This is a genomic window from Stenotrophomonas sp. CFBP 13725, assembly GCF_014841935.1.
GTDB lineage: Bacteria > Pseudomonadota > Gammaproteobacteria > Xanthomonadales > Xanthomonadaceae > Stenotrophomonas.
Genome location: NZ_JACYUV010000002.1, coordinates 490685 through 515956 on the forward strand (window position 1 = coordinate 490685; position 25272 = coordinate 515956).

General features: G+C 66.2%; 19 protein-coding genes. 11 read left to right on the plus strand and 8 right to left on the minus strand.

Annotation, left to right across the window (positions count from 1 at the left end):
- The first annotated feature begins 226 nt into the window (after positions 1-226).
- The 4 genes from dnaK to IFT65_RS05430 all read left to right on the plus strand — a co-directional run bounded on the left by dnaK (position 227) and on the right by IFT65_RS05430 (position 5589).
- Positions 227-2143: a molecular chaperone DnaK gene (gene dnaK, locus IFT65_RS05415; protein ID WP_192080651.1), complete on the plus strand. Its 1917-nt coding sequence runs from the start codon at positions 227-229 to the stop codon at positions 2141-2143.
- Between the two features lie 155 nt (positions 2144-2298).
- Positions 2299-3429, plus strand: coding sequence for a molecular chaperone DnaJ (dnaJ, locus tag IFT65_RS05420; protein ID WP_192080652.1), 1131 nt, complete (start codon positions 2299-2301; stop codon positions 3427-3429).
- 139 nt (positions 3430-3568) lie between these two features.
- Positions 3569-4477 (plus strand): pyridoxal kinase, encoded by a 909-nt coding sequence (pdxY, locus tag IFT65_RS05425; RefSeq protein WP_192080653.1) that lies wholly within the window; start codon positions 3569-3571, stop codon positions 4475-4477.
- The gene (locus IFT65_RS05430; protein ID WP_192080654.1) at positions 4474-5589 is read left to right on the plus strand and encodes a prephenate dehydrogenase; all 1116 of its coding nucleotides are present in this window, start codon (positions 4474-4476) and stop codon (positions 5587-5589) included. The genes pdxY and IFT65_RS05430 overlap by 4 nt, the downstream gene beginning before the upstream one ends.
- 216 nt (positions 5590-5805) lie before the next feature.
- Here the strand turns inward: IFT65_RS05430 and IFT65_RS05435 are convergent, their stop codons facing one another.
- From IFT65_RS05435 to IFT65_RS05455, 5 genes are all read right to left on the minus strand, one after another.
- A complete protein-coding gene (locus IFT65_RS05435; protein ID WP_192080655.1) occupies positions 5806-5997 on the minus strand; it encodes a hypothetical protein in 192 nt (63 codons plus the stop codon).
- 67 nt (positions 5998-6064) lie between these two features.
- Positions 6065-7828, minus strand: a complete 1764-nt coding sequence (locus tag IFT65_RS05440; protein ID WP_192080656.1) for an ABC transporter transmembrane domain-containing protein — start codon at positions 7826-7828, stop codon at positions 6065-6067.
- Complete coding sequence (locus IFT65_RS05445) at positions 7821-8426, minus strand: YigZ family protein (RefSeq protein WP_192080657.1); 606 nt, start codon at positions 8424-8426, stop codon at positions 7821-7823. The genes IFT65_RS05440 and IFT65_RS05445 overlap by 8 nt, the downstream gene beginning before the upstream one ends.
- A 53-nt stretch (positions 8427-8479) precedes the next feature.
- Positions 8480-9472: a hypothetical protein gene (locus tag IFT65_RS05450; protein ID WP_342365858.1), complete on the minus strand. Its 993-nt coding sequence runs from the start codon at positions 9470-9472 to the stop codon at positions 8480-8482.
- The gene (locus IFT65_RS05455) at positions 9469-10023 is read right to left on the minus strand and encodes an RNA polymerase sigma factor (RefSeq protein ID WP_342365864.1); all 555 of its coding nucleotides are present in this window, start codon (positions 10021-10023) and stop codon (positions 9469-9471) included. Before IFT65_RS05455 ends, IFT65_RS05450 begins: the two co-directional genes overlap by 4 nt.
- Before the next feature lie 208 nt (positions 10024-10231).
- Here IFT65_RS05455 and IFT65_RS05460 point away from each other — a divergent pair, with 208 nt between their 5' ends.
- Positions 10232-13072 (plus strand): EAL domain-containing protein, encoded by a 2841-nt coding sequence (locus IFT65_RS05460; RefSeq protein ID WP_249405043.1) that lies wholly within the window; start codon positions 10232-10234, stop codon positions 13070-13072.
- Between the two features lie 89 nt (positions 13073-13161).
- On the opposite strand, the gene IFT65_RS05465 is transcribed toward IFT65_RS05460, so the two are convergent.
- Complete coding sequence (locus tag IFT65_RS05465) at positions 13162-13758, minus strand: TIGR00730 family Rossman fold protein (protein WP_192080659.1); 597 nt, start codon at positions 13756-13758, stop codon at positions 13162-13164.
- Positions 13759-13839: 81 nt separating this feature from the next.
- The gene (locus IFT65_RS05470; protein ID WP_192080660.1) at positions 13840-15336 is read right to left on the minus strand and encodes an aminotransferase class III-fold pyridoxal phosphate-dependent enzyme; all 1497 of its coding nucleotides are present in this window, start codon (positions 15334-15336) and stop codon (positions 13840-13842) included.
- A 213-nt stretch (positions 15337-15549) separates the two neighbouring features.
- Between IFT65_RS05470 and queA the strand changes: the two genes are divergently transcribed.
- From queA to fabV, 6 genes are all read left to right on the plus strand, one after another.
- Positions 15550-16614, plus strand: a complete 1065-nt coding sequence (queA, locus tag IFT65_RS05475) for a tRNA preQ1(34) S-adenosylmethionine ribosyltransferase-isomerase QueA (RefSeq protein WP_192080661.1) — start codon at positions 15550-15552, stop codon at positions 16612-16614.
- 326 nt (positions 16615-16940) lie between these two features.
- A complete protein-coding gene (gene tgt / locus IFT65_RS05480) occupies positions 16941-18071 on the plus strand; it encodes a tRNA guanosine(34) transglycosylase Tgt (RefSeq protein ID WP_192080662.1) in 1131 nt (376 codons plus the stop codon).
- A 132-nt stretch (positions 18072-18203) separates the two neighbouring features.
- The gene (gene yajC, locus IFT65_RS05485) at positions 18204-18548 is read left to right on the plus strand and encodes a preprotein translocase subunit YajC (protein ID WP_042615071.1); all 345 of its coding nucleotides are present in this window, start codon (positions 18204-18206) and stop codon (positions 18546-18548) included.
- A 61-nt stretch (positions 18549-18609) separates the two neighbouring features.
- Positions 18610-20460 (plus strand): protein translocase subunit SecD, encoded by a 1851-nt coding sequence (gene secD / locus IFT65_RS05490; RefSeq protein ID WP_192080663.1) that lies wholly within the window; start codon positions 18610-18612, stop codon positions 20458-20460.
- Between the two features lie 19 nt (positions 20461-20479).
- A complete protein-coding gene (gene secF, locus IFT65_RS05495) occupies positions 20480-21454 on the plus strand; it encodes a protein translocase subunit SecF (RefSeq protein ID WP_192080664.1) in 975 nt (324 codons plus the stop codon).
- 321 nt (positions 21455-21775) lie between these two features.
- Complete coding sequence (fabV, locus tag IFT65_RS05500; protein ID WP_192080665.1) at positions 21776-23035, plus strand: enoyl-ACP reductase FabV; 1260 nt, start codon at positions 21776-21778, stop codon at positions 23033-23035.
- Between the two features lie 99 nt (positions 23036-23134).
- Here fabV and IFT65_RS05505 read toward each other — a convergent pair whose 3' ends face one another.
- Entirely contained in the window at positions 23135-25204 is a 2070-nt protein-coding gene (locus tag IFT65_RS05505; protein ID WP_192080666.1) for an EAL domain-containing protein, read from the minus strand.
- Positions 25205-25272: the final 68 nt, after the last annotated feature.

Below are 25272 nucleotides of genomic sequence, written 5' to 3' on the forward strand. Positions count from 1 at the left end.
CAGCCGGCAAGGTCAACCAGCCGGCAAGGTCAACCAGCCGGCAAGGTTCAGCAGCCGGCAAGAACCAGCGCCGCGCCGCGCGATTTTCCCGCCAGACGCTGAACGCGTTTGGCCTTGCAGAAACACAGCGTTCGGGGGATGGCTTGAATGTTCCACGAGCCTCCCCCACATCCCATTCATACACCGGCCACGGCCGGATTCACCGAATTATCTTCAGGAGTTCCCCATGGGCAAGATCATTGGTATCGACCTCGGCACCACCAACTCGTGCGTGGCGATCATGGACGGCGGCAAGGCCCGCGTCATTGAAAACTCGGAAGGCGATCGCACCACCCCGTCGATCGTCGCCTACACCAAGGACGGCGAAGTCCTGGTGGGTGCCTCGGCCAAGCGCCAGGCGGTCACCAATCCGAAGAACACCTTCTACGCGGTGAAGCGCCTGATCGGCCGCAAGTTCACCGACGCCGAAGTGCAGAAAGACATCTCCCACGTGCCGTACTCCATCCTGGGGCACGACAATGGCGATGCCTGGGTGGCTACCAGCGATGCGCGCAAGATGGCGCCGCAGGAAATCTCCGCCAAGGTGCTGGAGAAGATGAAGAAGACCGCCGAAGATTATCTCGGCGAGAAAGTGAGCGAGGCGGTCATCACCGTGCCGGCCTACTTCAACGACAGCCAGCGCCAGGCCACCAAGGACGCCGGCCGCATCGCGGGCCTGGACGTCAAGCGAATCATCAACGAGCCGACCGCGGCTGCGCTGGCCTATGGCCTGGACAAGGGTGACAGCAAGGATCGCAAGATCGTGGTGTACGACCTGGGCGGCGGCACCTTCGACGTATCGGTGATCGAAATCGCCAACGTTGACGGTGAGAAGCAGTTCGAAGTGCTGGCCACCAACGGCGACACCTTCCTGGGCGGCGAAGATTTCGACAACCGCGTCATCGAGTACCTGGTGGAAGAGTTCAACAAGGACCAGGGCATCGACCTGCGCAAGGATCCGCTGGCCCTGCAGCGCCTGAAGGACGCTGCCGAGCGCGCGAAGATCGAGCTGTCCAGCGCCCAGCAGACCGAAGTGAACCTGCCGTACGTGACCGCCGATGCTTCCGGTCCGAAGCACCTGAACATCAAGCTGACCCGCGCCAAGCTGGAGTCGCTGGTGGACGAGCTGATCAAGAAGTCGATCGAGCCGTGCCGCGTTGCGTTGAATGATGCCGGCCTGCGTGCCAGCGACATCAACGAAGTGATCCTGGTCGGTGGCCAGACCCGCATGCCGAAGGTGCAGCAGGCGGTGACCGAGTTCTTCGGCAAGGAACCGCGCAAGGACGTCAACCCGGACGAAGCCGTGGCACTGGGTGCGGCGATCCAGGGCGGCGTGCTGGGCGGCGACGTCAAGGACGTGCTGCTGCTGGACGTGACCCCGCTGTCGCTGGGTATCGAAACCATGGGCGGTGTGTTCACCAAGATCATCGAAAAGAACACGACCATTCCGACCAAGGCCTCGCAGGTGTTCTCCACCGCCGAGGACAACCAGTCAGCCGTGACCGTGCACGTGCTGCAGGGTGAGCGCGAGCAGGCCCGCTTCAACAAGTCGCTGGCCAAGTTCGACCTGTCCGGCATCGAGCCGGCACCGCGCGGTCTGCCGCAGGTGGAGGTGTCCTTCGACATCGACGCCAACGGCATCCTGCACGTGTCGGCCAAGGACAAGAAGACCAACAAGGAACAGAAGGTCGAGATCAAGGCCGGTTCGGGTCTGTCCGAGGACGAGATCGCACGCATGGTCGCCGATGCGGAAGCCAACCGCGAAGAAGACAAGAAGTTCCAGGAACTGGTGCAGGCCCGTAACCAGGCTGATGCCCTGATCCACGGCACGCGTTCGGCGATCACCGAGCACGGCAGCAAGGTCGGTGGCGACGTGATCGGCAAGGTCGAGGCCGCACTGGCGGACTTGGAAACCGCAATGAAGGGTGACGACAAGGCGCAGATCGAGTCCCGGTCGAAGGCGCTGGAAGAAGCCGGCCAGGCACTGTTCGCCGCGGCTTCGGCCGGTGACCAGGGCGGTCCCGCCGACGCGGATGCCGGTGCGAAGCACGACGACGTCGTCGATGCCGAGTTCACCGAAGTAAAGGACGACAAGAAGTCCTGATCCAGACCGACTCGGGACGTTGCCTCACGGCAGCGTCCCGTCGTCGCATCAGGGTCCTGACCGCCAGCAGCGGGTCGGGGCGCCCGACGCAGGAGCGGACCATGTCCGCTTTTCTGCTTTGACGAATCCCGACGTACCGGAAAGCGATCCATTCCATGAGCAAGCGTGATTACTACGAAGTTTTGGGCGTAGCCCGTACCGCGACCGACGAAGAGCTGAAGAAGGCATACCGTCGTTGCGCGATGAAGCATCACCCCGACCGCAATCCGGGTGACGCGGCGGCGGAGGCTGCCTTCAAGGAGTGCAAGGAAGCCTACGAAACGCTGTCCGACGGCAACAAGCGCCGCATGTACGATGCCCACGGCCACGCGGCCTTCGAGCACGGCATGGGCGGTGGCGGCGGTGGTCCGGGTGGTCCGGACATGAACGATATTTTCGGTGACATCTTCGGCAATATTTTCGGAGGTGGGGGCGGTGGCCCGCGCCAGGCGCGTCGCGGTGCCGACATCGGCTACGTGCTGGAGCTGGATCTGGAGGAAGCCGTGCGCGGTGTTGAGCGCCGCATCGATATCCCGACCCTGGCCGAGTGCGGTGACTGCGATGGCAGTGGTTCGGAAGACGGCAAGGTGGAAACCTGCACCGTCTGCCACGGCCGCGGCCAGGTGCGCATCCAGCGCGGGATCTTCGCGATGCAGCAGGCCTGCCACCATTGCAACGGCCGCGGGCAGACCATCGCCCAGCCGTGCAAGACGTGCCACGGCAACGGTCGCGTGGAAGAAGACAAGGTGCTGTCGGTGAAGGTGCCTGCGGGCGTCGATACCGGTGACCGCATCCGTCTGGCTGGCGAAGGCGAGGCCGGTCCGGCCGGCACGCAGCCGGGCGATCTGTACGTGGAAGTGCGTGTGCGCGACCACGCGATCTTCCAGCGCGACGGCGATGACCTGCACTGCGAAGTGCCGATCCGCATCTCGCAGGCATCGTTGGGTGACAGCATCCGCGTGGCGACCCTGGGTGGCGAAGCGGAGATCCGCATTCCGGCCGAGACCCAGACCGGCAAGCTGTTCCGCCTGCGTGGCAAGGGCGTGCGATCGGTACGCAGCCGCAGCGAAGGCGATCTGTACTGCCGTGTCGTGGTGGAGACCCCGGTCAACCTGACGCCCGACCAGCGCAAGCTGATGGAGCAGTTCGAGGCCACCTTCGTGGGCGAGGACGCGCGCAAGCATTCGCCGAAGTCGGCGACGTTCATCGATGGCGTGAAGGGTTTCTGGGACCGGATGACGTCCTGATCCCAGGCTCGTGGCGGCCGCTGGCCGTCACGGGTCTGCTGCGGCGCTCGCCGAGCATGGCTCGGCGCTACCGAAGCCAGGTTTGGCGCGTTCCACCGGGCGCGGCGCGTTCCACCGGGCACGGGCGTAAAATGCGCCCATGAGCGAATCCCTTGAAAATCATCTGATCCACGGCCGCCGCCAGCGGCCGGATGGACCCTCGCCGGTCGATGTCATCTCGGTCCAGTCGCAGCTTGTGTACGGCCACGCCGGCAACAGCGCGGCGGTACCGCCGCTGCGCGCGCTGGGCGTGCGGGTGGCCGAGATACCGACCACCCTGCTGAGCAACGCGCCGTTCTATGCCACCACCCGTGGCCGCGTGCTGCCGGTGGACTGGTTCGCCGATCTGCTGCGCGGTACCAGCGAGCGCGGGCTGCCACAACGTGCGCGGATGCTGGTCTCCGGCTACTTCGGCAGTGTCGACAATGGCGCGGCATTCGCCGATTGGCTGGATGAGATCCTGCCGCGCTGTCCGCAGCTGCGTTACTGCCTGGATCCTGTGATCGGTGACACCCACACCGGCCCTTATGTCGAACCTGGCCTGGAGAAGGTCTTTGCCGAGCGGCTGCTGCCGCATGCTTGGCTGGTCACGCCCAACGCGTTCGAGCTCGGTCGGCTGACCGGCATGCCGTCGCTGGCCCAGGACGATGCGATCGCCGCGGCGCGCGCGCTGCTGCAGCGCGGCCCGGAATGGGTGCTTGCACACAGCGTGTCGGGCGAGAGCGGTGAGCTGGTGACGCTGGCCGTGGGCCGCGAAGGCGTCTGGCGCTGGATCTCGCCGTTGTTGCCGGTGGACGTGGCCGGTACCGGCGATGTGCTGATGGCGCTGATCGTGGCCTTCCTGCTGCGCGGTGAGACCCTGCAGCAGGCCATCAGCCGCTCGGTGTCCGGCACCCATGCCGCACTGGAAGCGACCCTGGCCAACGGCGTCGAGGAGTTCGACGTGCATGCGGCGGCACCGGCCGCCTTGGCCCAGCCGGAGCGGTTCGCGGTGGAGCGGCTGGCATGAGTGCGTCGCCGCAGGTGATCGGCATCGTCGGCAGCGCCGGTGCGTATGGGCGCTGGCTGCAGCGCTTTTTCAGCGAGCGCATGCAACTGCAGGTGATCGGCCACGACCCGGCGGATCCTGCGTCGCACACGCCCGAGCAGTTGTTGGAACAGGCGGATGTGCTGCTGTTTTCCGCACCGATCCGCCACACCCCCGCATTGATCGCCGACTACGTGCAGCGTGCGGCTGGCCGCGAGGCGGGCAGGCTGTGGCTGGACATCACCTCGGTCAAGGAAGCCCCGGTGCGGGCGATGTTGGCGTCACGCGCTGAAGTGGCAGGCCTTCACCCCATGACGGCACCACCGAAAGCGCCGACGCTGAAGGGCAGGGTGATGGTGGTCTGCGAAGCGCGCGTGGATCGCTGGCAGCCGTGGCTGCAGGAACTGTGCGCCGCACTGCAGGCCGAATGCGTGCGCGCGACGCCGGCCCACCACGATAAAGTGATGGCGCTGGTACAAGCAATGGTGCACGCCGGCCATCTTGCGCAGGCGGGCGTCCTGCGCGGTTACGCGGCGGAACTGGGTGATCTGTCGGCGCTGCTGCCGTATCGCTCCGCCTCGTTCGAGCTGGATACGGCGATCATTTCGCGCATCCTCTCGTTGAACCCGGCGATCTACGAAGACATCCAGTTCGGCAACCCGCACGTGGCGCCGATGCTGGAGCGGCTGATCGCGCAACTACAGCAGTTGCAGTCGCAGGTGCTGCAGGGCGATGACACCGCACGCGTGGCTTTCCGCCAGCAACTGCTGCACGACAACCGTGACGCGTTCGGGCCGGACGTACTCGCCGATGGCAACTACACCTTCGAGCGCGTGGGTTATCTGCTCGCCGATCTGACCGAGCGGCAATCGCTGTCTGTCCATCTGCCGGAAGACAGGCCGGGCTCGCTGCGCGCGTTGCTGCACGTGTTCGAGCAGCACCAGATCAGCCTGGCCTCGATCCATTCCTCGCGCACGCCGGGTGGCGAGGTGCATTTCCGCATCGGCTTCGTACCCGGCAGCAGCGACATGGCCATCGCCGCCGCTGCAGCTGAAGTGGACGACAGCGGCATCGGGCGCGTACTTCCACGCTGACGGTTTCATCCACAGGCCGTGTGGATGGTTTCCGCACAAACATGTGGATAACCTGTCTCATCCCTTGCGACGCTAGGCTGTCAAGATGGGTGGCTAAAACTTCGCCACCCATCGGATGGTGGCATCCACGGTAGCGCCGAGCCATGCTCGGCGGATAGTCCCAGGACATTGTGATAGTCCCCGCCGAGCATGGCTCGGCGCTACCGTTTTCTCAGCTCAGATGCTCAGGCGCACATCGCCACCGGGCGTTACGAACTCCCGCCCCTTGCGGACCAGCGCGCGGCCGTCTTCCAGCTCGTAACGCGGTTCTACCGCGCTCGCCGCTGCTGCCGCCTCGTCGGGCTTGAATTCAAGAATGATGCGGCTTTCGCCATCCGAATCGGTGGCGGGAAACTGTCGGAATGACATCGTCTACCTCCTTCAATCATCGAACATGCGGCGCCAGCGTGCGCCGCCACTCGTTAGCCGCGCGTGGTCAATCGATGAACTGCAGTTTCGCCAGGTCCGCGTACAAGCCGCCTTCGGCCAGCAGCTGCTCGTGCGTGCCCTGGGCGATGATCCGTCCATGGTCCATCACCACGATCCGATCGGCCTTGAGGATGGTCGCCAGGCGATGCGCGATGACCAGCGTGGTACGTCCCGCCATCAGGCGTTCCAGTGCCTGCTGCACCGCCCGCTCGCTCTGCGCGTCCAAGGCGCTGGTCGCTTCGTCGAGCAACAGGATCGGGGCATCCTTCAGCAACGCGCGGGCGATGGCGATGCGCTGCTGCTGGCCACCGGACAGGCGCGCACCGCGCTCGCCCAGCTCGCTCGCGTAGCCTTCGGGCAACGCACGCAGGAAATCGTCCGCCTCGGCGGCGCGTGCGGCCGCTTCCACTTCAGCGTCGCTCGCGTCCAGCCGCCCGTAGCGGATGTTGTCCCGTGCACTGGAGGCAAACAGCGTGGGCTGCTGCGGCACCAGGGCCAGCTGCGCACGCAGGGATGCCGGGTCCATCGCACGCAGGTCGATGCCATCAACGGTGATCGCACCGGAAAGCGGATCATGGAAACGCAGCAGCAGCTGCAGCACCGTACTCTTGCCGGCGCCGGAAGGACCGACCAGTGCGACGGTTTCACCATGCCGCACGTGCAGGCTGAAATGCTCCAGCGCCGGCGTGTCCGGGCGCTGCGGGTACTGGAACACGACATCGTCGAAATGGATCTCGCCGCGCAGCGGTACCGGCAGCGCAGTGGGCTTGTCAGGGGCGCGGATCTCCACGTCTTCCTGCAGCAGTTCGCTGATCCGGCCCATGCCGCCTGACGCACGTTGCAGCTCATTCCAGACTTCGGCCAGCGCGCCGACCGAGCCGCCGCCAATCAGCGCGTACAGCACGAACTGCCCGAGCGTACCGGCCGTCAGACGACCGGCGATGACATCGTGCGCGCCCAGCCACAGCACGCCGACGATGGCGCCGAACACCAGCAGGATGGCGCTGGCCGTCACCAGCGACTGCGCGCGGATGCGGCGCTTCGCGGCGCGGATCGAATCGCTCAGTGCCACGCCGAAGCGACCCTGTTCGTAGGGTTCGCGCGCGTGTGACTGTACGGTGCGCACGGCGCCCAGTGTTTCGGCGGCCAGACTGTTGGCGTCGGCGATGCGGTCCTGGCTGTCGCGTGAGATCCCGCGCAGGCGGCGCGCCCCGATGATGATCGGCAGCACCGCCAGCGGAATGCCCAGCAGGGCCCAGGCGGCCAACCGCGGGCTGGTCACGAACAGCATCACCAGGCTGCCGACCACGGTCACGCTGCTGCGCAGGGCGACGGACATGGTGGAGCCGATCACGCTGCGCAGCAGTTCGCTGTCCGCGGTCAGGCGCGACACCAGTTCGCCGCTGCGATTGCGGTCATGGAAGCCGGCCCCCAGGGTGATCAGGTGTCCATACAGCTGCGCGCGCAGGTCAGCGACGACCTTTTCGCCCAGCAATGAAACAAAGAAGAAGCGCGCCGCCGTGGCGAGCGCCATCACCACCGCCACCAGCATCAGCAGGGCGAAGGCGCGGTTGATCTGGCCGCCACCGGTGAAGCCGTGGTCGATCATCTGCTTCACCGCCGGTGGCAGGCTGAGCGTTGCCGCCGACGACACCGCCAAGGCGGCCAGCCAGGCGCTGAACAGCCCCGCGTGGCGGCGTACGAACGGCCACAGCGTACTGAGGCTGCCAAGGCGCTTGAGGGTGGGGCGGGGCGGGGCGGCGTCAGTCATCGGTGGGGCACTCGGAAGGTTGCAGCAGGCGTACCCGGTTACGGGTGGCGTCGCGCAGGCGCGTTTTCAATGCGTCGCACTGGTCAACGGGCAGTTCGATGCGGATGGCGACCCCGTCGGCGTCGAACGATTCGTCCAGCTTCAGGGCATTGTGCGCCGCCAAGGCCGCATGCAGCGCACCCAGGTCGTCGAACCCGGCACGGATGTGCAGCTGCGCCAACGCGATCAGCGGCAGGCGCGGCGCGATGCGCAGGCACTCGGCTGCCGTGCCGCCATAGGCCCGCACCAGTCCGCCGGCACCCAGCTTGATGCCGCCATACCAGCGGATCACCACCACCATGATCCGGTCGAAGCCTTGTCCGTCGATCGCCGCCAGGATCGGCCGGCCGGCCGTGCCGGCCGGTTCCCCGTCATCGCTGGAGCGATAGTCGTTGCCGTGCCGGTAGGCCCAGCAATTGTGCGTGGCGTCAGGCACCGCGACGTGCTGCAGGAACGCGAGCGCATCGCTGGCATCGCCGATGGGTGCGGCGTGCGCGATGAAGCGGCTGTGCTTGATCTCCAGACTATGGTGGACGGCAGCGGCGAGGGTGTCAGGCATCCGTGCAATGTTACCGCGCCGGCTCACGCTGGGCCGGGTGGGCGGTCAGACAGTCAATCGGCCAGCAACGGCTGCAGGTCGCGCGGCAGGCGCGTTTCCGGATACTGGAACAGATAGCGCTCCAGGCTGGCGCGGGCGACATCGACGTCCCCGGCGTCGCGGCGATGGCGGATCTTCTGCAGCCATTGGCGGCGTGTCAGCTGTGCGTCGGCCAGCACGGCGTCCTGCACGGCTTCGGCACTCAGCGATGCCGCCTGCTTGCGCTGGGCGAAGGCCTGCGGGTTGTTCGCCTGCGTATTTGCCGGTGCGGCGCGCAGGCTGCGTGCGGTACGCGAAGGGGACGATTCGGCGTCGGCTGCGCGCGGCTCTGCGGCATCCGCTTCCATCGCGGCAGCCGGCGCTGCGGCGTACGCATCGGCGCGTGCAGGTGCAGGTGCAGGCGCAGCGGAAGGCGCGGGAAGCGGAGGTGCGGGCGGCACCGCGCGCGCACGTGGCGCCGGTTTTGCAACGACAGGCGGTGGTACCGGGGCGGGCTCGGGTGCCACGGCGGGCTCGGGTGCTCTGCGTGCTTGCCGTGGCGTTTCTGCGGGGGCCGCGGGTTCTGCCGTCGGTCGCTCATCAGCCTGCACCACGGCCGATGCGTCGGCCGCTTCGTCGGCCTGCGCAGGGCGCGCAGCGGGCGCGCTGCTGTCTGCCGCTGCAGAGGCCGGCGCGGGTGCCGCCTCGACGCGGGCGGGGGCCTGCGGCGGCTCGGGACGCAGCTGCCAGGCCAGGCCGACGGCGAACACCACCGAAGCGGCCACGCCGAACACGGCAGGCCAGCGCGGGCGACGGTGCTGCAGGCGCGGGGTGTGTGCATCGGAGGGCGCTGAAGGGGCCGCGTCATACCTGCCACGCTCGTCGAGCACCGCCGCGCGGGCGGCCGCCAGTACGGCGGCATCCACCGCAGGCGGCGGCGCCTTGTCCAAGCGGCCACCCAGCAGCTTGGCCAGCTCGCGCTCTTCGGCCGTCAGCGGATCGTGGCGATTCAGGTCGGGGCCGGTCATGGGGTCAATCCTGCGCGCAATTTGTCCATCGCGTAACGCAGCCGCGACTTCACGGTTTCCCGGCCAACGCCGGTGATCTGGCCGATCTCTTCCAGACTCAGCTCCTGCTCCAGGCGCAGCAGCAGCACCTCGCGCTGGTCGGGCGGCAGGGCATCCATCGCCTGCTGTACGCGCCGGCGTTGTTCAAACCCGCTGAGCTCGGTTTCTGGCGTGTGGCCATCCACCACGGCCTCCACCCGTGCGTCGGCATCGTACGGCGCAGGCGGGCGGTGGCGGGCCGCGCGCCAATGGTCGTTCAGCCGGTTATGGGCGATGCGGAACAGCCACGTGCCGAAGGCGGCGTCGGGCTGCCAGCCGGCACGGGCCGCGATGACCCGCTGCCACACGTCCTGGAACATTTCCTCAGCCAGGCCGGGATCGCGCAGTTGGCGCAGCAGGAAGCCATGCAGCTTGCGCCGGTGACGCTCATACAGGGCCTGGAACGCGGGCAGGTCGCCGCCGGCCCAGGCGAGCATCAAGGCTTCATCGGTTGGCAATGCGGCAGTGTCCACGGCGCACAGGGTAAGGCCTGCCCGCGACGACGCATAGCGGGTCGTGCCGGAGGCGGGGGCGGCAAGCAACGGGCGAGGAATGGACATGTCTCCCTCCCTAACGGACGAGGGGGGGCAGAGGGGTTGCAGGGCTCCATTTCCGGGGGTGGAAAGCGCTATGCTCCGCGTCAAGGGGAGGTGTCGGGAATTCCCGCGCCATGGGGTCGTCATGTTGTCCAGCCAGATCGTTGCGCCATTGATGGAAACGCCAGGCGACGCCGTGGTGACGGCCGGCGTGTTGCAGGCCTTGCACGGGCTGCTGCCGGCGGGCGCGACGCTGCAGGCGTACTGGAACGACCCGCTGCTGGGCGAGGGAATGCAGGGGTTCCCCTGCGACGGCGCGCCCTGCAGTACAGCGGACTGGGCCCGGGTCGGCGTCTGCGACGACCGACACCAGCAGTGGCAGCATGCCGGTGCACGACTGGGCCTGCAGGTGGATGCGCAGAGCGTTCCGCCGGGTTGGTGGCCGGTCGCCCGCGAAACGCTGCAGGCGGCGGTGCGGCAGGCCCGCCAGGACGCGCAGATCCACGTGCTGGAAGACGGCAAGCGGCTGCAGCAGGCGCTGTATGAAATCGCGGACCTGTCCGGGGCCGAGCTGGAAATGGCCGAGATGCTGCGCCATGTCCACCGCGTGCTGAACACCCTGATGTACGCGCACAACTGCTTCATCGTGGAATACGACGATGTGCGCAGGACGATACGATTTCTGTACTTCGCCGATCAGATCGATGACTTCGTCGCCGATGCATCGCGCACCTATGCGGAAAGCGAAATGCCCGGGAGCCTGACCTTCGCGCTGCTGCAACACGGGCAGGCGCTGAGTGGTCCATCGCGGCAGCTGCTTGCCAGCGTCGGGCAGGATGCACAGCACTGGCGCGGACCGGAAAGCCTGGACTGGTTGGGCGTGCCGATGCTGCGCGACGGCCGGGTATGCGGCGCCATCGTGGTGCAGAGCTACGACCAGCATGATCGCTATGGGGATGCGGATCGTGCGTTGCTCGGCTTTGTGGCCCAGCACGTGCAGACCGCGATGGACCGGCGCCAGGCGCAGGTGCAGCTGGAGCGGCAGGTGGAACGGCGCACGCTGGAACTGCAGCGGGCGAACCGCAGCCTGCAGGATGAAGTATTCGAACGTCGGCGTGCGGAAAAACTGCAGGCCGCGTTGTACGGCATCGCCGAACTGGCGATGAAAGCCGAGAGCCTCTCGCAGTTCCATGCGCAGGTGCACGGCATCGTTGGCACGCTGCTGGACGCGCGCAATTTCTACATCGCGCTGGTGAACGAAGCGGGTGACGGACTGGAGTTCGTGTACTCGGTGGACGAATACACCACGTTGCGGGCGCCGCGCGCTTTCAGCCAAGGACTGACCGAACACGTCGTGCGTGAGCGCAAGCCACTGCTCGCCGCGCGCGCGGCTATCGATGCGATGATCGAAGCGGGGCAGATACGCGAGTCCGGAGTGCGCTCGCAGTGCTGGCTGGGTGTGCCGCTGCTGCGCGACGACGAGGTGGTGGGCGTGATCGTCGTACAGAGCTACAGCGCGGATGTGGGATTCACTCCGAATGATCAGCGGCTGCTAACGTTCGTGGCGCAGAACATCGGCGCCGGGCTGGCGCGGCAGCGCGACCAGGAGCGCCTGAGGCTGGCCCATGCCGGGCTGGAGCAGCGCGTGGAGGAGCGCACGCGCGAGCTGGCCGATGTCAACGAAAAGCTGCTCGGGCAGATCGCCGAACGGCTGCGCGCCGAGCAGCGGCTGACCCACCAGGCCATGCATGACGGACTGACCGGCCTGCCCAACCGCATCCACCTGCTGGATCGCCTGGAGGACGCGCTTGCACGCGCACGGCAGGGCGAGGGCGGCGAGTTTGCCGTGCTGTTCCTGGACCTGGACCGCTTCAAGCTGGTGAATGACAGCATCGGGCATGCGGCGGGTGACCAGATGCTGGTCGAAGTAGCCCGGCGCATCGTCTCGATGCTGGGGGCCGATGACGTGGTGGCACGCTTGGGCGGCGACGAGTTCGCCATCCTGCTGCAATGTCCGCAGGGGCTTGCGCAGGCACTCGAGTTCTCGCAGCGCATGCTGCTGGCGCTGCAGGAATCGATGTGGGTGGCAGGGCGCGAATTGTTCCCGTCGGGCAGCCTGGGCATCGCGCTGTGGAACAGCCGCTATCACCGCGGCGAAGAGCTGCTGCGCGATGCCGACGCGGCGATGTACCGCGCCAAGGCACAGGGCCACGACCGCTGCGCGATCTTCGATGAAGACATGCGCGAACAAGCGATGCGCAGCCTGGACCTGGAATCCGACCTGCGCAGGGCGATCATCAACCACGATTTCATGCCGTACTACCAGCCGATCGTTCGCCTGTGTGATGGCGAGATCGTCGGCTACGAGGCGCTACTCCGTTGGCAGCACGAAACGCGGGGGGTGCTGTTGCCGGGGGCCTTCCTCGACCTCAGCGAAGGCAGTGGCCTGATCGAACAGGTGGACTGGCTGATCTACGAACAGGTGATCGCCGGACTGGCGCACGGCGGCAGCGGTTATGTATCGGTCAACGTGTCGCCGCGGCATTTCCGTTCCGCCGATTTCAGTCAACGGCTGTTCGGGCTGATCGAAGCGTTCGACGCCGACCCGCACCGCCTGCGGCTTGAAATCACCGAAGTGGCCCTGCTCGATGACGGCCCGCGCACCCTGCGCGTGCTGCAGGCGCTGCGCGAGCGCGGCATTCTCGTACAGCTGGACGACTTCGGCACGGGATTCTCCGCGCTGTCCTACCTGCACCGCTTCCCGATAACCACGCTGAAGATCGACCAGAGCTTCATCGCCGGCCTGAACGGACCGGAGGCGAAGAGCACCCTGGCGCTGGTCGAAGGCGTGGTGTCACTGGCCCGCACGCTGGGCATCGACACGATCGCCGAAGGCATCGAAACCGAGAGCCAACGCCAGATACTGCTCGGCCTGGGCTGCGACTACGGCCAGGGCTACCTCCTCGGCCGCCCCGCCCCGCGCTGAAGCAAAAAAGGGGACGGAGGGGATTAAGTCGCATTCGACCACGTCCGTGGCCGGATGCGACTTAATCCCCTCCGTCCCCTTTTTCGTGTTTACGGGACCAGTGCCTTGCGGCGCTTCTCGTCGATCCACTTGGAGGCCTGGGCGGGCTCGTAGTGGCGCATCCATTCCAGCATCTCGTCGATGTCCGAGCCGTACCACAGGTCGGCGCGCTGGGCGGGGTGCAGGAAGCGCTCGTCGACCATGCGGTCGATCATGCCGATCAGCGGGGCGTAGAAGCCGTCGACATCGAGGAAAGCGCAGGGCTTGCTGCCGATGCCCAGCTGGCGCCAGGTCAGCATCTCGAAGATCTCTTCCATGGTGCCGAAGCCGCCGGGCAAGGCGACGAAGGCGTCGGACAGGTCGAACATGCGCGACTTGCGCTCATGCATCGAGCCAACGATTTCCAGCGACGTCAGGCCGCGATGGGCGACTTCCCAGTCCGCCAGCTGCTGCGGGATCACGCCGGTGACTTCACCGCCGGCCTCCATCACCGCGTTGGCCACCGTGCCCATCAGGCCGACATTGCCACCGCCATAGACCAGGCGCAGCCCGTCGCGGGCGATACGTTCACCCAGCGCGGCGGCACGCTCGCTGTAGATGGGCTTGCTGCCTGCGTTGGACCCGCAGTAAACACAGATGGACTTCATGGGACTTCCTGCAAATAACGACAAAATGGGGACGGAGGGAATTAATCAGAATTAATTCCCTCCGTCCCCATTTTCGCATTTTCAGGCGGCTTCGGCTTCTTCGCGGCGCGGGCCTTCGCGCAGGGCGCGGCCGATCATGCCGACCAGCAGCTGCAACTCGCTGCTGTCCATGCCGAAGTGCGGGGTGAAGCGGAGCGAGCGCTCGCCGCCGTGGATGACGTTGACGCCGCGACGGCGCAGCCACTCTTCGGTGGAGCCGGCGCCATAGCACTTGAACTGTGGGGCCAGCTCGCAGGAGAACAGCAGGCCGGTGCCCTGGACCTTGGTGATCAGGCCGCCCAGTTCGTCCTTCAGCTGTTCCAGCCGCTGCACCGCTTCCGCCCCGCGCTCGGCGATGTTGCGGCGGACCTCCGGCGTCAGCTGGGCCAGCGTGGCGCAGGCCACGTCCAGTGCCCGCGGGTTGCTGGTCATCGTGTTGCCATAGATGCCCTTGCGGTACAGCTGCGCAGCGCGTTCATTCACTGCCAGCACCGACAACGGGTACTGGGCGGCGTTCAACGCCTTGGAGTAGGTTTCCATGTCCGGCGGGTCCAGGCCCTCGAAGCCCGGGTAATCCACCACCGACAGGACGCCGTGCGCGCGCAGGCCGGCCTGGATCGAGTCCAGCAGCAGCAGGCTGCCGTGCGCGCGGGTCAGTTCGCGGGCGAGGGCATAGAACGCCGGCGGCACCGAACGGCCCGGATCGCCTTCGCCCATCACCGGTTCCAGGAAGACCGCTTCGATGAACCAGTTGTTGCGGCCCGCGTCGTCGAACACGGCGCGCAGGGCGGCCTCGTCATACGGTGCGATCGCGATGACCGAGTCTTCGCTGCGGTAGCTCGCCAGGTACTGCTGGTACGTACGGCGGCTGGAATCGGAGTACAGGGCAGGGCGGTCGGTACGGCCGTGGAAGCTGCCCTTGATCACCAGGCGCTTCACCGTCGCGCCCGCATGCGGAGCACCCGGGTCGGTCTGCAGCTTGCTGTTCACATCGGCGATGCGCGCGGCAAGGCCGACCGCTTCCGAGCCGGAATTGAGACACATGAAACGGGTGAACGGGCAGCCGCCGCGACGGTGGCCGATCTCTGCACGCAACGCGCGGACAAAGCGCTGTTGCGACAGGCTGGGGGTCATGATGTTGGCCATCACCTGGGGCTGGGCCATGGCGTCGATCACGGCGTCCGGGGTGTGGCCGAAACCGAGCATGCCGTAGCCGCCCGCGTCGTACAGCACCGCGCCCTTCAGGGTGACCACCCACGGCCCGCGCGCGGTCAGCGCCACGTACGGGGTGACTGCGTCATCGGCATAGAAGTTGATGAAGCCGTCCTGCATGGCATCGATCTGCGCTTGTTCGTCCAGCGCCAGCAGCTCGCCCAGCTCCGCCTGTACCCGGGAAAATTCCGCAGCAGCGGCGTCCATTGCAGCCACCAGCGACGGGTGGCTCGCGGCCAGCTGCTCCAGCGTGGCGTCATCTAGGCCGGTGGTCAGGCGGGTGCCGGGCTGGGCGCGAAGGGGGGCGAGGCGTTCGATGAAGCTCATTGCAGGTCTCCTGAAACGATAGGTCGCACGGCCCCGGAAAAGCACAACGCGCGGCAAGCGCGCGCGTTGGATGATGGCTCGTGCATTCGGACTTCTGATTCGATGCTAGCACGCGCCTTTTTGCGCGATAACCCCGTGCGTTCGCTGCTGCATGGCAGCATTTTCGCGGCCGTTGGGCTCCTGCATCGCGGTCTGGCGGCAGCCGGTCGTACAATGCGCGCCATTGCCGACCTGTTGCCGCGTGTTCCCTTGAAGAAGTCTGATTTCCACTACGAACTTCCTGCTGAACTGATTGCCCAGGCGCCGCTGGCCGAGCGCTCCGCCAGTCGTCTGTTGCTGGTGCCGCCCGTGCCGGGCGCGCTGTCCGATGCACATGTGCATGACCTGCCGGGGCTGCTGCGCGCGGGCGACCTGTTGGTATTCAACGATACGCGGGTGATCCCGGCGCGGCTGTTCGGCCAGAAGGCCACCGGTGGGCGGGTGGAGATCCTGATCGAACGGCTGTTGGGCGCACAACAGGCCCGGGCGCAGGTCGGGGCCAGCAAGACGCCGAAGCCGGGCAGCCGGATTGCCCTGGATGCTGGCGGCGAGGTGGAGGTGCTGGGGCGCGATGGCGAGTTCTACGTGCTGCAGTTCCACGTGCCTGAGGCGCTGGAACAATGGCTGCTGCATGCCGGTCGCCTGCCGCTGCCGCCGTATATCCAGCGCGAGCCGGGGCTGGACGATCGCGAGCGCTACCAGACGGTGTTCGCCCGCGAAGTAGGGGCGGTGGCGGCGCCGACGGCCGGGCTGCATTTCGATGATGCGCTGCTGGATGCCCTGCGGGCCAAGGGCGTGGAATTCGGTCACGTGACGCTGCACGTCGGCGCAGGCACGTTCCAGCCGGTGCGGGTGGATGACCTGAAGGATCATGTGATGCACCGCGAGTGGCTGAACGTGGGCGCGGAGCTGGTACAGCAGGTGCGGCGCACGCGCGAGGCCGGTGGGCGGGTGATCGGCGTCGGCACGACGGTGGTGCGTGCACTGGAAAGCGCGATGCGCGACGGCGAACTGCTGCCGTTTGCGGGAGAGACGCAGATCTTCATCACCCCCGGTTACCGGATCCGCAGCGTGGATGCGATGGTGACCAACTTCCATCTGCCGGAAAGCACGCTGTTGATGATGATTTCCGCGTTCGCCGGCAAAGAGCGGGTGTTCGAGGCCTACCGGCATGCGATCGCGCAGCGCTACCGGTTCTTCAGCTACGGCGACGCGATGTTGTTGTTCCCGCAGGGCTGATCGGTTTTTCGTTGGTCTGCGCGTCTGATTGATCCGGGTTGAGCCATCGGATGGGGGCAGGCAGGACACGCCGTGAACCCATCCATGGGGGCTGCTTTCCGCCCATCCGGGGCTCCAAGCGTCCTGCCTGCCCCCATCCGATGGCTCCTGACACGTCCACGCGCGCGGCAGGCGAAGATCACCCGGGCGGTGGGTGGGGGATGAAAGGCAGCCGGCCTGCTGCCGGCCATAGCCGCGCCCCTCCCAGACATCCGAGGCGCCATGCTTTTCGCGGCAAACCCAAAAGTGCGAGACAATACAAAGCTATCTGTCCAAGCACCCGCATCATGTCCCGACTGCAGTTCCAGCTCCAGACCACGGATGGCCGTGCCCGCCGCGGCCGCCTCACGTTCCCGCGCGGTACGGTGGAAACGCCCGCCTTCATGCCGGTCGGTACCTATGGCTCGGTGAAGGGGATCTTTCCTGACCAGGTGCGTGCGCTGGGCGCGGAAATCATCCTCGGCAACACCTTCCACCTGTACCTGCGCCCGGGCCTGGACGTCATCGCCGACCACGGCGGCCTGCACGGCTTCGCGCGCTGGGATGGCCCGATCCTCACTGATTCCGGTGGTTTCCAGGTGTTTTCGCTGGCCCACCGCCGCAAGATCACCGAGCAGGGCGTGACCTTCTCTTCGCCGACCGACGGCGCGCGGGTGTTCCTGGGCCCCGAAGAGAGCATGAAGATCCAGAAGGTGCTCGATTCGGACATCGTGATGATCTTCGACGAGTGCACCCCGTACCCCGCGACCGAGGATGTCGCCCGGCGTTCGATGGAGCTGAGCCTGCGCTGGGCACAGCGCAGCCGTGACGCACACGACGCGCTGGAAAACGACGCGGCGCTGTTCGGCATCGTCCAGGGCGGGGTGCATACCGGGCTTCGCAGCCGCTCGGCCGAGGCCCTGCAGCAGATCGGTTTCGACGGGTACGCCATTGGCGGACTCGCCGTGGGTGAACCGGAACATGAACGCAATGCCATGCTGGACCACCTGCACCCGGAGCTGCCGGCGGACCGCCCGCGCTACCTGATGGGCGTGGGTCGACCGGAGGATCTGGTGGAAGGCGTGGCCCGTGGCGTGGACATGTTCGATTGCGTGATGCCCACCCGCAACGCCCGCAACGGCCACTATTTCACCTCCACCGGTACGGTCCGCATCCGCAATGCACGCTATGAGCGCGACATGGACCCGATCGAGCCGGGCTGCGGCTGTTTTGCCTGCAGCGGGGGCTACACGCGTTCGTACCTGCGCCACCTGGACCGCTGCAACGAGATGCTGGCGCCGATGCTGGGCACCATCCACAACCTCTTCTATTACGAAAAGCTGATGGCGGACATGCGCGCGGCCATCGCGTCGGGAACCTTCGACGCATTCCGCGGGTCTTTCTACGCGGCCCGGGGCGCCACCGCACCACCGCTGTAAGCGGCGACACCCCTGCCGAAGGGCCCAAGGACGAATCCCTGGGCCCGTGGCATACTTCACGGCTGACACCGATCTGCGGTCGCGCCCGGTTCCCCGAGGGAGCGGAGTGCCGCCCAACCAAAGGACTTCTTGATGAACCTGCTTGCTTTCCTGATTCCCGCCGCCCACGCACAGGCCGCCGGCGGCCAACCGCAGGGTTTCACCATGACCACCCTGCTGTTCCCGGTCATCCTGATCGCCATCATGTACTTCCTGATGATCCGCCCGCAGATGAAGCGGCAGAAGGAGCACAAGGCCATGCTGGAGAAGATCAAGCGCGGCGACGAAGTGCTGACCAATGGCGGCATTGCCGGTGTGGTCACCGACATCGGCGACAACTTCGTCACCCTGGAAGTGGCCGACAACGTGCGCATCCGCGTGCAGAAGGGCGCCGTCGGCAACGTGCTGCCGGCCGGCACCCTGAAGTCGGCCGTCTGAGCCACTCCCTTTTCGAAGTACAACCGCGGCGCCGGGGATGGCGCCGCGCGGGACCCTAGCAATGCTCGAATTTCCACGCTGGAAGTACGTCGTCATCCTGATCGTCCTGGCGATCAGTGCGCTGTACGCGATGCCCAACATCTACCAGAAAGACCCGGCCGTCCAGATCACGGCCAACCGTGGCGGACTGGTCGACAGCGCGTTGCGCGATCGCGTGCTGGCTGACCTGAAGGCAGCCGGTGTCACGCCGATGGCGGCGGAAGTGGAAGGTGAAAACCTGATCGTCCGCCTGCCGGACATCCAGGCCCAGACCGCCGCCAACGACGTGCTCAAGCAGAGTGTCGGCGAGGACTACGTAGTCGCGTTGAACCTGGCGTCCACCGTGCCGGACTGGTTGTCCAACCTGGGCGCACGCCCGATGACGCTGGGCCTGGATCTGCAGGGCGGCGTGCACTTCGTGCTGCAGGTCGATCAGAAGGCCGCGCTGGACAAGCGCCTGGATTCCTACACTGAAGACGTTCGCACCAGCCTGCGTGATGCGCGTATCCCGTACCAGTCCGTCGAGCGCCGTGGTGACAACACCATCGTGGCCAACCTCAGCCCGTCAGCGGGCGAGGGCGCCGGCCTGCGTGCGCGTGATGCGCTGTTCAAGTCGCAGCCGACGCTGGGCTATGAAGTCACTGGCAACCGCGTCACGGTAAGCATGCCCGACGCCGAGTTGACCGCGATCGCCAACGGCGCCATCGAGCAGAACGTCAACACCCTGCGCAACCGCGTCAACCAGCTGGGCGTGGCCGAGCCGATCATCCAGCGCCAGGGTGCCGACCGCGTGGTCGTGCAGCTGCCGGGCGTGCAGGATACGGCCGAAGCCAAGCGCATGATCGGTGCCACCGCGACGCTGGAATACCGCGCCGTGGTGGAAGGCAACGCACAGGACGCCATCGATACCGGCCGCATTCCGCCGGAAGCGAAGGTGTACCACCGCCGCGATGGCCGCCCGGAGCTGCTGTCCAAGCGCGTGATCGTCACCGGTGACCAGATGGTCGCCGCGCAGGCCACCACCGACCAGAACGGTGCGGCGGCGGTCAGCGTGACGCTGAACAATGTCGGCGGGCAGCGCATGTTCGACTTCACCAGCGCCAACGTGAACAAGCCGATGGCCGTGGTCTACACCGAGCGCATCCCCAGCGTCGAGACCGTGGACGGCAAGGAAGTGCGCAGCTTCCGGGTCAAGGAAGAGGTCATCTCGGTGGCCAACATCAACGGTGTGTTCGGCAAGAACTTCCAGACCACCGGCCTGGAGAAGCGTGAGTCCGAAGACCTGGCCAAGATGCTGAAGTCCGGCTCGCTGGCTGCGCCGATGGACTTCGTCGAAGAGAAGATCGTCGGCCCGAGCCTGGGTGCGGAGAACGTGCAGCGCGGTGTGACCGCAGTGGGCTTCGCCTTCCTGTTCACGCTCGTGTTCTTCACCGTGTATTACCGCATGTTCGGCGTCATCACCTCGGTGGCGATGCTGTTCAACCTGCTGATCGTGGTCGCGGTGATGTCGCTGTTCGGGGCCACCATGACCCTGCCTGGCTTTGCCGGCCTGGCCCTGTCGATCGGCCTGTCGGTGGATGCCAACGTGCTGATCAACGAGCGCATACGTGAAGAGCTGCGTGCCGGGATGCCGGCCAAGGCCGCCATCGTGGCCGGTTATGAAAAGGCATCGGGCACCATCCTCGACGCCAACCTGACCGGCATCCTCGCGGGCGTGGCGCTGTATGCGTTCGGTACCGGTCCGCTGAAGGGGTTCGCCGTGACCATGATCGTGGGCATCATCGCCTCGATGTTCACCGCGATCACCGTTTCCCGTGCCCTTGCCGTGCTGCTGTATGGCCGCCGCAAGAAGCTCAAGTCCCTGGCCATCTGACGGGAAAAGGATCGATACCATGAAATTGTTTCCGCTCCACCTGATCCCGAACGATACAAAGTTCGATTTCATGCGCACCCGCTGGATCGCCATCGGCATTGCCGCGCTGGTGTTCATCGTGGCCTTGGGCAGCATCATCGGCAAAGGCTTCAACTACGCACTGGATTTCACCGGTGGCACCGTGGTGGAAGTACGTTTTGACCGCCCGGCCGACGTCGATGCCGTTCGCGAACACCTGGAGACCGCCGGGTACGGCGGTGCCCAGGTGCAGAGCTTCGGCAGCGGCAGCAACCTGCTGATCCGCCTGCAGCCGCAGGCACAGGCAGAAGGCGAAAGCGCCGGCGATGCCAACAATCGCACCGCAGAAGCCGTACGTACCGCCGTGTCGCTGGAAGGCAACGCGGCGACCGTGCTGTCCTCGGAGTTCGTCGGTCCGCAGGTCGGCAAGGAGCTGGCCCTGAACGGCCTGTACGCGGCCCTGTTCGTGCTGGTCGGCTTCCTGATCTACATCGGTTTCCGCTTCGAGTGGAAGTTCGCCGTGGTCGCCATCATCACGACGCTGTTCGACGTGCTGGTGGTGGCGGGGTACTTCTCCCTGAGCGGCCGCGAGTTCGACCTGACCGTACTGGCCGGCCTGTTGTCGGTGATGGGCTTCTCGATCAACGACACCATCGTGGTCTTCGACCGCGTACGTGAAAACTTCCGCAGCCTGCGCGTCGAGCCGCTGGAAGTGATGAACCGTTCGATCAACCAGACCCTGTCGCGCACCATCATCACCTCGCTGGTGTTCTTCCTGTCCGTGCTGGCGCTGTACATCTACGGCGGCGGTTCGCTGGAAGGACTGGCCCTGAGCCAGATGATCGGCGCGGTGATCGGCACGCTGTCCTCGATCTTCATCGCCTGCCCGCTGCTGACCATGGGCGTCCTCGCGGTGACCAAGCAGGACCTGCTGCCCAAGACCAAGGACGTGGAAGCGCTCGCCCGCCGCCCGTAACCGTCCCCGCAGCAGTTGAACAAGAGAGCCGCACGAAAGTGCGGCTCTTTTTTTTGCTTGTCGTCCCCCCGCACACACCGCGGCGAGCAGGAAACCATCCGGAGGAGGTCGGAGGGTCCGTGCGGGACACTGTGAGGCAGGAGCCGAACGGTAGCCTACAGGGACGTACTTGCGGCGTGTCCCGCGCGGACCCTCCGGCCTCCTCAGCGCAGGCGCCTGCATACGCCGCCGTCGGTTGTGCATAATCCCCCCGCACACTACGATTCCAGCGTTAAGCGTATGCGCGCCTCCGCGTTGCGCCTGTCCCACACCGAGGTATCCATGGTCATCAAACCGCGCATCCGCGGCTTCATCTGCGTCACCACCCATCCCACCGGCTGCGATGCGGCGGTCAAGCAGCAGATCGACTACATCAGCAGCAAGCCCAGGATCGTCAACGGTCCCAAGCGCGTGCTGGTGATCGGCGCCTCCACCGGCTATGGCCTGGCTGCGCGCATCACCGCCGCCTTCGGCAGCGACGCCGCCACCCTGGGCGTCTTCTTTGAAAAGCCCGGCAGCGAAACCAAGCCGGGCAGTGCCGGCTGGTACAACTCGGCCGCGTTCCACAAATACGCAGACCAGGCCGGGCTGTATGCCAAGAGCATCAACGGCGATGCGTTTTCCGACGAGGTCAAGGCGCAGGTCATCGCGACGATCAAGGCCGACCTGGGTGAAGTCGACCAGGTGATCTACAGCCTGGCCTCGCCGCGTCGCCGACACCCCAAGACCGGCGAAGTGATCAATTCCACGCTGAAGCCGATCGGCGCGCCGATTACCCTGCGTGGGCTGGATACCGACAAGGAAAAACTGACCGAGACGCACCTGGAACCGGCGACCGACGAAGAGATCGCCGGCACCGTGGCCGTGATGGGCGGCGAAGACTGGCAGATGTGGATCGATGCGCTGGCCGATGCCGGCGTGCTCGCCAACGGCTGCACCACCACCGCGTTCACCTACGTCGGCGAAGAGATCACCCAGGCCATTTACTGGAACGGCAGCATCGGCGCGGCCAAGAAAGACCTGGACCTGAAGGTGCTGGGCCTGCGCGAGAAGCTGGCGAAGATCGGCGGCGACGCGCGCGTATCGGTGCTGAAGGCAGTGGTCACCCAGGCCAGCTCGGCCATCCCGACCATGCCGCTGTACCTCTCGCTGCTGTTCAAGGTGATGAAGGAAAAAGGCACGCACGAAGGCTGCATCGAGCAGCTGGATGTGCTGTACGACATCCTGTACGGCGGCAAGGACGAGGGGACGGCAGTGGATCGTCTGCGCCGCGAACTGATCGACGCCGATGGCCGCACGGTACCCCTGATCGATGCAGAAGGCCGCCTGCGTGCGGACTACAAGGAAATGGTGCCGGAGGTCCAGGCCGAGGTGCTGGCGTTGTGGCCGCAGGTGACCAACGAGAACCTGTACCAGATCAGTGATCTGGCGGGCTACAAGGCGGATTTCCTGCGCCTGTTCGGCTTTGGCGTGGAACGCGTGGACTACGACGCCGACGTCGATCCGGACGTCAAGATCGACAATCTGGTCGACATGACCTGATGCCGCCCGCCGCGCATGGCGCGGCGGTTTTTGTCGACGGGCGCCGATGCGCCCCGCCGAGCAGGGCTCGGCGCTACCGGTACTCCGGAGCGCCGGGCGTCAGCCGAAGTCAAACTCCATTCGCGGCGTCGCTACGCCGACGAACTCGCCCTGCACGTAATCCACGCCGGCGCTGAACAACAAGGTCATCGAGTTGGCGTCGGTCACGAACTCGGCGATGGTGGCGATGTCCGCCGCCTGCGCGCGCGCCGTGATTTCCTTGATCTTCTCGAAGTTCTCGCGGGTGCTGGCCACGTCGCGGGTGAATCCGCGATCGAGCTTCAGGAACTGTGGCTGGAAGTGCGCCAGCAGCTGGAACGAATCCAGGCCGGAACCGAACTGCTCCAAGCCGATGCGGCAGCCCAACGGTGCCACGTCCTGCAGGAACTGCTGCGCATTGCGCAGGTGGGTGAACACCTTCGACTCCGGCGCATGCAGCCACAGCCGCTCACCGGGCACGCCATGGGCGCGCAGTTCATCGTGCAGCACCGCGATCAACTTCGGATCAGCGAAGGACTCCGGGGTGATCTTGACCAGCATGTTGGTGGACCGGCCGGCACGCTGGTGCTCGCCGAGAACGGCGATCGCGCGGCGCACGACCCAGCGGTTGATGTCCGCCAGCAGGCCATGCTCTTCAGCGATGCCCAGAAAGGCCACCGGGCTCTGCAGTTCGCCGTTGTTGTCCAGTCGCAAGTACGCTTCGTACAGCTCGCGCGGCTCGCCCTGCAGGTTCAACACCGGTTGGTAATGCAGCTGGAAGCCATCGCCGTCCAGTGCCTCGCGGATGCGCGATACCCAGCGCGAGATGCGTTCTTCCTCGACGCGGTCCGTCGCGCCGGGATCGAAGATGCGCACGGTGTTGCCCAGCTCGGAGGCGTCCTGCACGCAGGCCGTGGCGCGGGCCAACACCTGGCCGATGCTGGCGATCTTCTCGCCCACCTGCACGCCACCAATGCTGACGGTGACGGTCGCGGAGCGGTTGCCGATGCTGAAGACATGGGCGGCGTAGGCGGCGCGGATGCGCTCTGCAAGTGCAGACGTGTCGGCGAAGGCGCCCTCGAGCAGCACGCCGAAGCTGTGTTCGCCGAAGCGCGCCAGCTCGGCCTGTTCGCCCACCGTGTCCTGCAGCAGGGCCGCCATGGCGGCGATCAAGGCATCTGCCGAATCCAGGCCGAAGTCTGGCAGCAGCCGGGCGTAGTGGTCCGGCTCGACCAGCAGCAGGCCGGCGCGGCCTTCGCTGCGGCCGGCCTGGGCGACGGCGTTCTCCACGCGCACCATGAACGTTGGCCGGTTCAACAGGCCGGTCACCTGGTCGCGCTGGCGCAGCTCTTCCACTTCGCGGGCCAGTTCGGGGTCCAGTTCAAGGCGGCGGCGGAACACCACCTGCAGGCAGGTCTCACCCTCGTAAGTGGCCGCGGTGAACTCCATCGTGGCGGCAAACGCGGAACCATCCTGGTGGCGCGCATCCACCTGGTACTGCGGGGGTGGCGCCTCGCCCTTGCTCAGGCCCTTCAACAGCTGTTTGAAGCCTTCAACGTGCTGCGCCGACACCATGTCCAGCAACGAGATGCCTTCCACATCGTCGAAATGCTCGAAGCCGAACATCTCCAGGTAGGCCTCGTTGGCACGGATGTGCATGCCTTCATGGATGTACGCGATAGGGTCGCGCGACGAGGCGATCAGTGCATCGCAGCGGCGCTCGGTCTCGCGCATCTGCGCCTCGATGCGGCGCAGGCTGCGACGCGCCTGCAGATCCACCCACTGGTCGCGCACGACGGCCAGCAGGTGTTCCGGACGCGGTCGCAGGGCGAGGGCGCGGAAACCGTGCGCACTGGCCTCCACCAGCGCGTCTTCTTCGATGTGGTCCACCAGCAGGATGAGTGGCACATCCTTGCCGCTGGCGGCAATCTGCTGGGATACCTGCGGCAGGCTGATCGACTGCGACGGCGCGGCCAGCACCAGGTCGATGGCCTGTGCGGTCAGCACCTGGCCCAGCTCCTCGGCGTCCTGCGGGCGCGACGGGCGGACGGCGATGCCACTGTTGCGCAGCGCGCTCACGATGGCTTCGGCGTTCTCGCCACTGTCATCCACGATCACCAGGCGCAGGGTGATGTCATTCGAGTTCTGCATTCATTGCTCCCCAAGCTGCGCATTAGATACACGATGCACGTCCGCAGGTCCATGCGCCAGCCCCCGGG

Bases quoted from the DNA above. Each gene is read 5' to 3' on its own strand.
- dnaK (WP_192080651.1), top strand. From the start codon at position 227: ATGGGCAAGATCATTGGTATCGACCTCGGCACCACCAACTCGTGCGTG.
- dnaJ (WP_192080652.1), top strand. From the start codon at position 2,299: ATGAGCAAGCGTGATTACTACGAAGTTTTGGGCGTAGCCCGTACCGCG.
- pdxY (WP_192080653.1), top strand. From the start codon at position 3,569: ATGAGCGAATCCCTTGAAAATCATCTGATCCACGGCCGCCGCCAGCGG.
- IFT65_RS05430 (WP_192080654.1), top strand. From the start codon at position 4,474: ATGAGTGCGTCGCCGCAGGTGATCGGCATCGTCGGCAGCGCCGGTGCG.
- IFT65_RS05435 (WP_192080655.1), bottom strand. From the start codon at position 5,997: ATGTCATTCCGACAGTTTCCCGCCACCGATTCGGATGGCGAAAGCCGC.
- IFT65_RS05440 (WP_192080656.1), bottom strand. From the start codon at position 7,828: ATGACTGACGCCGCCCCGCCCCGCCCCACCCTCAAGCGCCTTGGCAGC.
- IFT65_RS05445 (WP_192080657.1), bottom strand. From the start codon at position 8,426: ATGCCTGACACCCTCGCCGCTGCCGTCCACCATAGTCTGGAGATCAAG.
- IFT65_RS05450 (WP_342365858.1), bottom strand. From the start codon at position 9,472: ATGACCGGCCCCGACCTGAATCGCCACGATCCGCTGACGGCCGAAGAG.
- IFT65_RS05460 (WP_249405043.1), top strand. From the start codon at position 10,232: ATGTTGTCCAGCCAGATCGTTGCGCCATTGATGGAAACGCCAGGCGAC.
- IFT65_RS05465 (WP_192080659.1), bottom strand. From the start codon at position 13,758: ATGAAGTCCATCTGTGTTTACTGCGGGTCCAACGCAGGCAGCAAGCCC.
- IFT65_RS05470 (WP_192080660.1), bottom strand. From the start codon at position 15,336: ATGAGCTTCATCGAACGCCTCGCCCCCCTTCGCGCCCAGCCCGGCACC.
- queA (WP_192080661.1), top strand. From the start codon at position 15,550: ATGCGCGCCATTGCCGACCTGTTGCCGCGTGTTCCCTTGAAGAAGTCT.
- tgt (WP_192080662.1), top strand. From the start codon at position 16,941: ATGTCCCGACTGCAGTTCCAGCTCCAGACCACGGATGGCCGTGCCCGC.
- yajC (WP_042615071.1), top strand. From the start codon at position 18,204: ATGAACCTGCTTGCTTTCCTGATTCCCGCCGCCCACGCACAGGCCGCC.
- secD (WP_192080663.1), top strand. From the start codon at position 18,610: ATGCTCGAATTTCCACGCTGGAAGTACGTCGTCATCCTGATCGTCCTG.
- secF (WP_192080664.1), top strand. From the start codon at position 20,480: ATGAAATTGTTTCCGCTCCACCTGATCCCGAACGATACAAAGTTCGAT.
- fabV (WP_192080665.1), top strand. From the start codon at position 21,776: ATGGTCATCAAACCGCGCATCCGCGGCTTCATCTGCGTCACCACCCAT.
- IFT65_RS05505 (WP_192080666.1), bottom strand. From the start codon at position 25,204: ATGCAGAACTCGAATGACATCACCCTGCGCCTGGTGATCGTGGATGAC.